Here is a 12555-nt window from a genome sequence, read left to right on the forward strand (position 1 = left end):
TTATTTTCATAACATAAAGACCTAAATTTCCATATAGAATGAGCCGAAATATTCAATAATCAAACAGGCGAAAACACTTATGTCCTTTTTGAAGAAAATGGAAAACCAGTAAAGAATGGCGAAATGATTTTAATATGTAAAAATGATATTAAAACAGGACCACGTCATGTCTATTGGCTTAAAACAATCGAAATCAAAGTAAAATAACTTTAGAAAATCTAGCAAAAAAAGCTCCATTAAAAAAATAATGGAGCTTTTTCAATCTATCCCCTTTATAATTCCCCGGGTTGATTTTTTAATAAAAGTCACAATCTTATCGCGTTCTACAGTATGTGCAAAATTTTGTTCTATCAGTTGCAGCGCGTGAGTTGTATTTCGCCTTTCTTGAAAAATAACATGATAGATATTTCTTAGCTCATTAATTTTATCGGCTCCAAAACCCCTTCTTTTTAGTCCAATTACATTTAAACCGCAATAAGACAATGGTTCTCGTGATGCTAAAATATAAGGAGGAACATCTTTAACAATGCGGCTCATACCGCCAATCATACAATGTTCGCCAATAATAGAGAACTGATGAATAGCTGTTAAGCCACTAATATTCACCCAATCTCCAACAATTACCTCGCCTGCTATACCTACATTAAAACCAATAATACAATTATTGCCAATAGCACAATCGTGACCTATATGAGTATTTGCCATGATTAAATTGGCATCACCAATACTAGTTTTACCCTTTGATACGGTTCCTTTATTTATGGTAACAAATTCTCTAATAATCGTATTGTTGCCAATCTCCAAAGAAGTATATTCCCCTTTGTATTTTAAGTCTTGCGGATTTCCCCCCAAAATAGCTCCCGAGTGTACTTCACAATTTTCTCCAATCCTGGTACCATTCAAAATATTTACATTATTACCAATCCAGGTATTATCCCCAATTATAACATCATTTTCAATACTTGTAAAATTTCCAATATGAACATTTTTTCCAATTATAGCTTTGCGGCCAATCACACTATTTTTCAATTTCTATTATTTTGTGTAGAATACAAATATTAAAAAGAAACAAATACAATTTATTGATCTAAAATCAATTAATTTGGGCTCTAATCCTGCTTAAAGTTTCGGGACTTACACCAATTAGAGAAGCAATATCTTTTAATTTAGCTTTTAAAATAATCTGAGGCAATGTATTTAGTAGATACAAATATTTTTCCTGAGCGTTCATTGATGTAAAAAGATGATGAAACTCATTTAATTTAGAAAGATAAAGTCGAAGTAATTTAATATAAAACTTAGAAAATAAAGGATATTTTAATAAAATTTCTTCATCTTCATACGACAACGAATACAAAATTGTGTCCTCAGAAGCCTGAAAATTTTCAAAAGAAGGTTTCTGTTCAAAAAAACTACTCAAAGAAGTAACGAATTGATTATCGATATAAATCCATTTTATAATTTCTATTCCATCTTCAACACAAAATCGTCGTACTAAACCTGATTTTATAAAATAGATTTTAGAACATATTTTGCCTTCACTAACTATGAGTTCATTTTTTTGAAACTTTTCCTCGATAAAATATTTTCTTATCGCTTCTTCAGTTTCAAAATCCAATTTCTGAAAGCTATTTATTACATCTAATAATTTCGTCATAATTCAAATAATTGCTAAACAAATGTACCAATATAATCGAACAATGAATTCTAAAATTCATCACAACAGATTGCACAATCTTGAAATTACAAAACAAAAGATTTAATGCATTATTTTTCTCTTTACTACACTGAAGCCACAAAACTATTATAAAAGCTAAAAAAATAAAGTAAAACACCTTTATAAATAATCAAGTGTTTATGCGCATAGATAATTTTGGCGTTTCCCTCCGGGCCGGGCTGTCCGCTAAATCTTTTGCGAGAGAGGTTTTAGGCTGCTTTGCCGGAAGTGTAGTGTGTCGCAAAAGGATATCGCTCCCATCCCTAACGCAGTTTACGGTAAAAAGGAAGTATTATTTTCAAAAGAAATTCCAACTTTTAAAATCCCAAATTCCAGTCCATAGAACCTCATAGTTTTTACTTTCAGAAGAGATCATGTAAATAAACTGTTATTTAACCGCAAAGAACGCAAGGGATTACGCAAAGTGCGCAACGAACAGCCTTTGCGACCTTAATAAAGACAGCAGTACAGACGATAAAAAAAACCTTTGCGTACTTTGCGGTAAATTTCACAAAGTGATATAAACAAAAAATCCCTCCCGATAAATTGGGAAGGATTCTTAAAAGAAAGGCGACGACATACTCTCCCACATAACTGCAGTACCATCTGCGCAGGCGGGCTTAACTACTCTGTTCGGGATGGGAAGAGGTGAGCCCCGCCGCAATAACCACCTTAAGGCCGTTTTGCAATGGGTGATTAGCCTTAGCTAGTCAACATTACACAATATCTTAACATACTGAGATAAAGAAAAGTATTTTAGTTTTAGAAAGTTTCTCCCCCCGACCGGAGTCGGGGGAAAAGGGTGTACATAAGCTTACGGATTATTAGTACTACTCGACTATGACATTACTGCCTTTACATCTATAGCCTATCAACGTGGTCATCTTCCACGATCCTTAAAAGAAATCTCATCTTGTGGTGGGTTTCGCGCTTATATGCTTTCAGCGCTTATCCCTTCCAAACGTAGCTACTCTGCGGTGCCCCTGGCGGGACAACAGATACACTAGAGGTTTGTCCAATTCGGTCCTCTCGTACTAGAATCAGATCCACTCAAATTTCTAACGCCCACAGTAGATAGAGACCGAACTGTCTCACGACGTTCTGAACCCAGCTCGCGTGCCACTTTAATGGGCGAACAGCCCAACCCTTGGGACCTTCTCCAGCCCCAGGATGTGACGAGCCGACATCGAGGTGCCAAACCCCCCCGTCGATATGAGCTCTTGGGGGAGATCAGCCTGTTATCCCCGGCGTACCTTTTATCCTTTGAGCGATGGCCCTTCCATGCGGAACCACCGGATCACTATGCTCTACTTTCGTACCTGATCGACCTGTATGTCTCTCAGTCAAGCTCCCTTATGCCATTGCACTCTACGCACGGTTACCAAGCGTACTGAGGGAACCTTTAGAAGCCTCCGTTACTCTTTTGGAGGCGACCACCCCAGTCAAACTACCCACCAAGCAATGTCCCCCGCAAAACGGGGTTAGGCCTCAGATAAACAAAGGGTTGTATTTCAACAATGACTCCACAACGCCTGGCGACGCCGCTTCATAGTCTCCAACCTATCCTACACATCATTTATCCAAGGTCAATACTAAGCTATAGTAAAGGTGCACAGGGTCTTTTCGTCCCACTGCGGGTAAACGGCATCTTCACCGTTACTACAATTTCACCGAGCTCATGGCTGAGACAGTGTCCAGATCGTTACACCATTCGTGCAGGTCGGAACTTACCCGACAAGGAATTTCGCTACCTTAGGACCGTTATAGTTACGGCCGCCGTTTACTGGGGCTTCAATTCAATGCTTCTCCGAAGATAACATCTCCTCTTAACCTTCCAGCACCGGGCAGGTGTCAGGCCCTATACTTCATCTTACGATTTTGCAGAGCCCTGTGTTTTTGATAAACAGTCGCCTGGACCTCTTCACTGCGGCCCCCATTGCTGGGGGCGACCTTTCTCCCGAAGTTACAGGTCTATTTTGCCTAATTCCTTAGCCATGAATCTCTCGAGCACCTTAGGATTCTCTCCTCAACTACCTGTGTCGGTTTACGGTACTGGTACTAATTACCTGAAGTTTAGAGGTTTTTCTTGGAAGCCCTTAGGCGCACTATCTCTTTGTCCGAAGACTCCGAGTACTATCGTATTTCCCCAAGCCGCGTGGATTTGCCTGCGCAGCTTATAGGTAGGTACTTCAACGAACTATTCCGTCAGTTCGCGGCGCTTTCATCACTCCGTCACCCCATCACAGTAATTAGTAGTACGGGAATATTAACCCGTTAGCCATCGACTGTCCCTTTCGGGTTCGCCTTAGGACCAGACTAACCCACAGCTGATTAGCATAGCTGTGGAAACCTTAGTTTTTCGGTGTGCGGGTTTCTCGCCCGCATTATCGTTACTTATGCCTACATTTTCTTTTCCAGCCAGTCCAGCATACCTTACGATACACCTTCAACCCTGCTGGAATGCTCCCCTACCACTTAGAGTAAACTCTAAATCCATAGCTTCGGTAATACACTTATGCCCGATTATTATCCATGCTCGTCCGCTCGACTAGTGAGCTGTTACGCACTCTTTAAATGAATGGCTGCTTCCAAGCCAACATCCTAGCTGTCTGGGCAGACAAACCTCGTTCTTTCAACTTAGTGTATATTTGGGGACCTTAGCTGATGGTCTGGGTTCTTTCCCTCTCGGACTTGGACCTTAGCACCCAAGCCCTCACTGTTAGTGAACATTATATAGCATTCGGAGTTTGTCAGGAATTGGTAGGCGGTGAAGCCCCCGCATCCAATCAGTAGCTCTACCTCTATATAACTTTATAACTAACGCTGCACCTAAATGCATTTCGGGGAGTACGAGCTATTTCCGAGTTTGATTGGCCTTTCACCCCTACCCACAGGTCATCCGAAGACTTTTCAACGTCAACCGGTTCGGACCTCCACTGTGTGTTACCACAGCTTCATCCTGCCCATGGGTAGATCACACGGTTTCGCGTCTAACACTACTGACTAAAGCGCCCTATTCAGACTCGCTTTCGCTACGGATCCGTGGCTTAACCACTTAACCTTGCCAGCAACGTTAACTCGTAGGCTCATTATGCAAAAGGCACGCCGTCACCCCACGAAAGGGCTCCGACCGCTTGTAAGCGTATGGTTTCAGGATCTATTTCACTCCGTTATTCACGGTTCTTTTCACCTTTCCCTCACGGTACTGGTTCACTATCGGTCTCTCAGGAGTATTTAGCCTTAGCGGATGGTCCCGCCAAATTCAGACAGGGTTTCACGTGCCCCGCCCTACTCAGGATACCACTATCTATTACACTCGTTACCCATACGGGGCTATCACCCTCTTTGGCGTCACTTTCCAGTAACTTCCGGTTCCTTGTGCATAAAATCTCGTGGTCCTACAACCCCAATCTTGCCGTAACAACATTGGTTTGGGCTAATCCGCGTTCGCTCGCCACTACTTACGGAATCACTTTTGTTTTCTTCTCCTCCGCCTACTTAGATGTTTCAGTTCAGCGGGTTTGCCCACCTATCGGTGTACTATGTCTTCAACATAGTGGGTTGCCCCATTCAGGTATCTGCGGATCAATCGGTGTGTGCCCGTCCCCGCAGCTTTTCGCAGCTTATCACGCCTTTCATCGCCTCTGAGAGCCAAGGCATCCCCCATACGCCCTTATTTTGCTTATTGTACCAATCATAAAATCAATTATGACCGTTTTTTTTTGTCTTTTATTATTTGTATTGCTACTTATAACAAAAAACGCTTTCTACTTTTTATTATTTTCTTATCTCAATATGTCAATGAACTTTTATTTACTATCTTTATAGTAAACCAGTGGAGAATAACGGAGTCGAACCGTTGACCTCCTGCGTGCAAGGCAGGCGCTCTAGCCAGCTGAGCTAATCCCCCAATCTAATTATGAATTGTGAATTATGAATTATGAATTATTATTCATAACGCCTCAACTCTAGAATTTCCTTTTCAAGTTTACAGTCTCTTTATTTTGTCTTTTTATAATTTACAATTCATAATTTATAATTAACAATTTAAAAAGTAGTCCCGGGCAGACTCGAACTGCCGACCCCTACATTATCAGTGTAGTACTCTAACCAGCTGAGCTACGAGACTCTGTTTTACTTAAAATTTATTATTTGAACTAACAGCAAGAGTAATTGAACTTTAAAATTCAGATCCTTTAGATAAACATCTTTTTTCCCCATCGTGTATTACTACTAACAATTGGGGCTCTAGAAAGGAGGTGTTCCAGCCGCACCTTCCGGTACGGCTACCTTGTTACGACTTAGCCCTAGTTACCAGTTTTACCCTAGGCAGCTCCTTGCGGTCACCGACTTCAGGCACCCCCAGCTTCCATGGCTTGACGGGCGGTGTGTACAAGGCCCGGGAACGTATTCACCGGATCATGGCTGATATCCGATTACTAGCGATTCCAGCTTCACGGAGTCGAGTTGCAGACTCCGATCCGAACTGTGACCGGTTTTATAGATTCGCTCCTGGTCGCCCAGTGGCTGCTCTCTGTACCGGCCATTGTAGCACGTGTGTAGCCCAAGGCGTAAGGGCCGTGATGATTTGACGTCATCCCCACCTTCCTCACAGTTTGCACTGGCAGTCTTGTTAGAGTTCCCGACTTGACTCGCTGGCAACTAACAACAGGGGTTGCGCTCGTTATAGGACTTAACCTGACACCTCACGGCACGAGCTGACGACAACCATGCAGCACCTTGTAAATTGTCTTGCGAAAGATCTGTTTCCAAACCGGTCAATCTACATTTAAGCCTTGGTAAGGTTCCTCGCGTATCATCGAATTAAACCACATGCTCCACCGCTTGTGCGGGCCCCCGTCAATTCCTTTGAGTTTCATTCTTGCGAACGTACTCCCCAGGTGGGATACTTATCACTTTCGCTTAGCCACTGAAATTGCTTCCAACAGCTAGTATCCATCGTTTACGGCGTGGACTACCAGGGTATCTAATCCTGTTCGCTACCCACGCTTTCGTCCATCAGCGTCAATCAATTAGTAGTAACCTGCCTTCGCAATTGGTATTCCATGTAATCTCTAAGCATTTCACCGCTACACTACATATTCTAGTTACTTCCTAATAATTCAAGTCTAACAGTATCAATGGCCGTTCCACCGTTGAGCGATGGGCTTTCACCACTGACTTATTAAACCGCCTACGGACCCTTTAAACCCAATGATTCCGGATAACGCTTGGATCCTCCGTATTACCGCGGCTGCTGGCACGGAGTTAGCCGATCCTTATTCTTACGATACCGTCAAGTCCCGACACGTCGGGATGTTTCTTCTCGTATAAAAGCAGTTTACAATCCATAGGACCGTCATCCTGCACGCGGCATGGCTGGATCAGGCTTGCGCCCATTGTCCAATATTCCTCACTGCTGCCTCCCGTAGGAGTCTGGTCCGTGTCTCAGTACCAGTGTGGGGGATCTCCCTCTCAGGACCCCTACCCATCGTAGCCTTGGTAAGCCGTTACCTTACCAACTAGCTAATGGGACGCATGCTCATCTTTTACCGTTGTGACTTTAATATAATCCTGATGCCAGGGCTATATACTATGAGGTATTAATCCAAATTTCTCTGGGCTATCCCTCTGTAAAAGGTAGATTGCATACGCGTTACGCACCCGTGCGCCGGTCTCTAGTTCCGAAGAACTATACCCCTCGACTTGCATGTGTTAAGCCTGCCGCTAGCGTTCATCCTGAGCCAGGATCAAACTCTTCATCGTATATTGTTTGTCTTAATTACTTAAGACTAATTATTATTCGACGTTTTCTCTATCGGTTTTTCAAATCTCTCGATTCCATTACTCTTATTCTTTTGTTCTAACATCTCTGTTAAAACGGCTGTCAATTCAATATGTCTACGAACGTGTTTCTTTTTCATTATCGCTTGTTTCTCAAAGCGGGTGCAAAAGTAGAAAACTTATTTCAAACCGGCAAATGTTTTTTTGAAGTTTTTTTTAAGAAAATTTACTTTCCTTTTTCCTTCCTAAACCTTACCAATCTCTCAATGAACTTTCCGTGTTTTGCGGGGTGCAAATGTAACTTCTGTTTTTAAATCTCACAAGCTTTTCTTAATCTTTTTTTGAAAATAAATTTTCAGTTTGATTCGTAATGCTTGTCAGTATTTTAAAGAACGTCTGTCGCTGTTGCGGGTGCAAAAGTAGACCCTTTATTTACATTTACAAGCCTTTTTATTATATATTTTCCATCTTTTTTAAAACTTTCTCTTAACACTCTGATAACACAAAACTTAACAATCTGTCTTTTTTATATATTTTAGGAATTTTCTGATTTGAAGTATGTTTTTCGTAATAGCAGTTCTTAAACAACTACTACTTTTATTGACTTCACAACTTTATTGAGCAGATATTGATTTCTTGACAACAAGTATATCAATCCTTCTGAATCAGCATGCCACTAAGACACGAAGGCACCAAGTTTGACCTCTACTGACTGTAGAGTTCAAAGAAACGAACCCTATAAACAAATAATTAGAGTACATCTTCTCATGAAAACTGAAACCCTAGGTACTATCTTAATTACCTAATTAATTTTAATATTTTTTATCTTTGTTTTAACAGAGAGGAAACTTACTGTGATCATTCGCTGGATGTTTACCTTGTGCAGCCTCAATTTTATTGGGGCTGTTTTTTATGCCTTTTTCAAAGGCAAACAGAGAGAAAGACTTCTGCTCCTTTTCTTGGATGCTTTTTATATAATTTGGTTCAAAGCGTTCCTTTTTCTTCCACATATAATAAATCATTGTCAGTAATTTCTTTTGAACGGCAACATAGCTTTTCATTTTGATTCCGTGCTTATTATAAGTTCGTTCAAATAGTTCCTTAAATGGTTTTACTTCGCATTTTATAACAACAAGTGATGGCATGTGCATTGCTCTTCTAATTCTGGAATTACCTTTTTTTGATATTTTGGTTTTTCCAACCCTGGTTCCTGATTGGGCTTCTACAACATCATAACCTGCGTAAGAAACCAATTGTTTGTAGTTGTTGAAGAGTTCGAAACCATTAGTTTCGGCTAAAATTGTTGCTAAAGTTAAAATCCCAATGCCTTTTATTTCTAAAATATTAGCAACACGTTCAGCTATTTTTGCATCTGATTTTATGTGGTTGTTGATTACTTTTTCCAATTCTTTCAGCTGTTTGTCAAATAAAATTATGGTTTCTTTTAATTGATTTGTTACTGGATCGACTTGATGCATGGCAAAACTTAATGCATCGAATTGATTTTTTAAAACCGTTTTTAATTCGGTTACATTTTGATGTTGTCTGGTATATAGTCGTAATTCATAAAAAAATGTTCCCATAGGCTGCCAGGTATCCAAACATTGCTCGGCTCCCATCTGGGATAATCCTTTGGCATCGATACTATCATTTTTTGATTTTAATCCAATTGCTTCCAAATACTTTTTGGCCTTATTGGGTAAAATAATAGAAACCGAAAATCCTTTTTCAAATAAATAATAAGCGCAATTTTCATGATAAATCCCTGTAGCTTCCATACATACAACAACTGGAACATTTTCCTTTACGTGTTTTAATACCCAATCTTGTAAAATTTTAAATCCTTTTTTATTATTGGAAATTACAGTACTTGATTTTACAATTACTTTTTGTTTTTCATCAATACAACTCATACAAGCATTGATCTTTTTGCTTGAAACGTCTAGTCCCACAGAATACTTTAAATTCATAATTCCATATTTTAGAATAATAAACAAAAAATTACACTGGTCTTTGCTCATTTTTTATACAGCATCTTTATCTAAAATAAAGTGCTTAAGTACTATTGTGACTTAAAATGTAATTAAAACTAAGAGGATTTACCTAGTGTTTACAATATCATCAATGATGTATTTCGCCCCGATAGAATTTTGCAACTTAGTTCTGTTTATCAATAGTTTATATCCAAAGATAAGATTTTGATATAATAATGTAAAGATATGAGCCCTGATAGAAGTGGAAATCCTTTTTTGCTGGGGTTCAGCACAAAAGATTGGAGCAGATAGCAGGAAATAGCTCCTAAACAAAAACTAAATTCCAAATTTTCTAAATTCCAAATTTCAAAAGCGCACTTTCCTCCGATTCCTTATATTCCAAAAACACAAAACCCGTCAGTTAAACTAACGGGTTTATGATTTATGAATTACTATTCGAAACGAATGGCTTTTACAGGTGAAATCTTTGTTATTATATAGGACGGAATTAACAACACTACGAAACATACTGTAATGGTGAGTAAATTTAGCAAGACAATATATCCCCAATTTAAATAAACCGGTGCCTGATTGACATAGTAGTTTTCAGGATTTAACTGAACGACTCCAAATTGCTGTTGGATTAATAAAATCGCAATACCTATTAAGTTGCCCCAAAACAATCCTCGTATAATAAGATAGAATGCGTTGTATAAAAATATCTTGCGAACGGTCCAGTTATTTGCTCCCATTGCTTTTAGAATTCCGATCATTTGGGTTCGTTCTAATATGAGAACTAATAATGCCACAACCATATTTATGGTAGCCACTAAGATCATAACCCCCAGTATAATGATAATATTGAAATCGAACAATTGTAACCAGTCAAAAATGTAGCTGTATTTTTCGATTATGGTTTTTGTATCTAAATTCGATGATGTTTGATCGTATACCTGAATTCCTGTTGATTTAATATTATCGAAGTCTTTTACAAACACTTCAAAAGCTCCCACCTGATCCGGAGTCCATTTATTAATTCGCTGAATGTGACGAATGTCTCCTATTATATAAGTAGCATCGAATTGTTGAAATCCTGAATTAAAAATACCTGTAATCTTGAATCTGCGGCTGTTTGGCATTTTACCTTGTTCTTCTTTAATAAAAAAGGCATTAAAATTATCTCCTACTTTTAGATTAAGACGATCAGCAAGTAGCCTAGAAATTAAAACTTCTTCGTTTAGAGTTTTAGAAAAATCAGGCACTTTACCATCAACAATATATTCTTTTATATTATTCCAGTCATAATCCGCTCCTACTCCTTTGAAAACAATTCCTTCAAAAGCATTTTCTGTTCTAATAATTCCGGCCTTGCTTGCTATTGCCTGGATATGACTTACCTCTGGAACTGATTTGAAATTGGGATAAAAGTCCTGTTTTTTAGAAATTGGCGTCAAAGTGACTTCAGAATTGTTATTATCAAAATTTGATATTATAATCTGGCCGTTGAAAGCCGAAACTTTATCACGTATCTTTTGCTGCAAACCTATTCCGGTAGCAACTGAAACGATCATCATAATAATACCAATGGCAATGGCCGAAATGGCAATTTTTATAATTGGCGCTGATATACTGCTTTTATAATCTTTGGCAGTAATAAGTCTTCTGGCTATGAAATATTCTAAACTCAAATTTGGGTTCTCTTTTATTAATTATCACTGGACCTTATTGATCCGAATCAAAAATACATTTTAAAAAGTAAAATCGAATGGCTTCTAAAAACAATTACAAAAGTTTTAAATCTTACAACGGAAGTTTCTTTTTCATTTCTTCTACTATATTGTATGCTGCAGGACAAATGGCAACATTTTTTAAGGTAAGATCTGTAATTTGATTAAACTTTTTACGATCTGTATGCGGAAATTCTCTACATGCTTTTGGTCGAACATCGTAAATCATACAATAATTCTCGCTATCCAGAAAAGTACAGGGAACACTTTTTAGAACATAATCTTTATCTTCATCTATTCGAAGATATTGCTCAATGAATTGCTGTGGTTTTTGTCTGAATGATTTTGAAATTCGTTCGATATCTGCCAACGTAAATAATGGTCCGGTTGTTTTGCAACAATTAGCACACTGTAAACAATCTGTCTTTTTAAATTCGGCATCATGCAAATCCTGCATCACGTAATCTAAATTCTTAGGTTGTTTCTTTTTCAGCTTATCAAAATACTTTTTGTTTTCGATATGCTTATCTTTGGCTAACTTATTTAAGTTATTTAAAATTTGTTTCAAGTTTACTTTTTAAAGTTGATGTGCAAAATTAAACAACTTTAAACTTGAAACCCTAAACTTTGAACTAAAATACGATGAAAGATCTATTTGGAAAGGCGATGTTCGACTTTCAAACCAATAATTCACCTGAAGATATCATTACAGAAACCACCATTTCTGAAGAAGACGCAATGAGCGTTGACTATTTATTTCGTTCATATAACGAAATGCCCAAACTTGAACAAAAAGCATTGCAATTGGCTACTGGAAAAATATTAGATGTTGGCTGTGGCGCCGGAAGCCATAGTTTATCTTTGCAAAATGACCGTAATTTAGACGTTACATCGATAGACATTTCAGAAAAAGCAATTGAAACTTGTAAACTTCGAGGCGTTAAGAATGCAAAAGTTCAAAATATATTAGATTATGAAGGAGAAAAATTTGATACTATAATTTTACTAATGAATGGCGTTGGTATTTTTGGCAAACTTGAAAATTGTAATACATTTTTATCTAAGCTAAGGTCACTTTTAAATCCGGGCGGACAAATTTTACTGGATAGCTCCGATATCATTTATATGTTTGATGAAGACGAAGATGGCGGAAAATGGATTCCTTCTAACAATGACTATTACGGCGAACTTGTTTTTAATATTTCTTACAAAGGAGAAAAAGAAGAACCTTTTCACTGGTTGTATTTAGATTACAACACACTTCAAAATGCAGCTGCTGCAAACGGATTAAACTGCGAGCTTATTTTAGAAGGCGAACATTACGATTATTTGGCTAAACTTTCGATTTAAAATA

At 38.3% G+C, this 12555-nt stretch carries 6 protein-coding genes, 2 tRNA genes and 3 rRNA genes; 1 reads left to right on the top strand and 10 read right to left on the bottom strand.

Translation table 11 applies throughout. The annotated features are described in order from the left end of the window. Positions 1-258 precede the first annotated feature (258 nt). The 10 genes from lpxA to B0M43_RS02575 form a co-directional block, all read right to left on the bottom strand. Positions 259-1029, bottom strand: a complete 771-nt coding sequence (lpxA, locus tag B0M43_RS02530) for an acyl-ACP--UDP-N-acetylglucosamine O-acyltransferase (RefSeq protein ID WP_078006094.1) — start codon at positions 1027-1029, stop codon at positions 259-261. 64 nt (positions 1030-1093) lie between these two features. Next, a complete protein-coding gene (locus tag B0M43_RS02535) occupies positions 1094-1657 on the bottom strand; it encodes a Crp/Fnr family transcriptional regulator (RefSeq protein ID WP_078006096.1) in 564 nt (187 codons plus the stop codon). 625 nt (positions 1658-2282) lie between these two features. After that, positions 2283-2392, bottom strand: a 5S ribosomal RNA gene (rrf, locus tag B0M43_RS02540). A 129-nt stretch (positions 2393-2521) separates the two neighbouring features. Further along, positions 2522-5405: ribosomal RNA gene (locus B0M43_RS02545) — 23S ribosomal RNA — on the bottom strand. 148 nt (positions 5406-5553) lie between these two features. Further along, a tRNA-Ala gene (locus B0M43_RS02550) sits at positions 5554-5627 on the bottom strand. Between the two features lie 145 nt (positions 5628-5772). Then, a tRNA-Ile gene (locus tag B0M43_RS02555) sits at positions 5773-5846 on the bottom strand. A gap of 123 nt (positions 5847-5969) precedes the next feature. Beyond that, a 16S ribosomal RNA gene (locus B0M43_RS02560) occupies positions 5970-7483 on the bottom strand. The 16S, 23S and 5S rRNA genes sit together here with 2 tRNA genes alongside, the layout of an rRNA operon. An 851-nt stretch (positions 7484-8334) precedes the next feature. Further along, positions 8335-9471, bottom strand: coding sequence for an IS110 family transposase (locus tag B0M43_RS02565; RefSeq protein WP_065450665.1), 1137 nt, complete (start codon positions 9469-9471; stop codon positions 8335-8337). A gap of 455 nt (positions 9472-9926) precedes the next feature. Continuing rightward, positions 9927-11162 (bottom strand): ABC transporter permease, encoded by a 1236-nt coding sequence (locus B0M43_RS02570; protein WP_078006950.1) that lies wholly within the window; start codon positions 11160-11162, stop codon positions 9927-9929. 112 nt (positions 11163-11274) lie between these two features. Further along, the gene (locus B0M43_RS02575) at positions 11275-11769 is read right to left on the bottom strand and encodes a YkgJ family cysteine cluster protein (RefSeq protein ID WP_056248936.1); all 495 of its coding nucleotides are present in this window, start codon (positions 11767-11769) and stop codon (positions 11275-11277) included. Between the two features lie 74 nt (positions 11770-11843). Here B0M43_RS02575 and B0M43_RS02580 point away from each other — a divergent pair, with 74 nt between their 5' ends. Then, on the top strand, positions 11844-12551 hold the full coding sequence (locus tag B0M43_RS02580; RefSeq protein WP_078006949.1) for a bifunctional 2-polyprenyl-6-hydroxyphenol methylase/3-demethylubiquinol 3-O-methyltransferase UbiG: 708 nt from the start codon (positions 11844-11846) through the stop codon (positions 12549-12551). Positions 12552-12555: the final 4 nt, after the last annotated feature.

This window comes from Flavobacterium sp. KBS0721 (assembly GCF_002007065.3).
GTDB lineage: Bacteria > Bacteroidota > Bacteroidia > Flavobacteriales > Flavobacteriaceae > Flavobacterium > Flavobacterium piscis.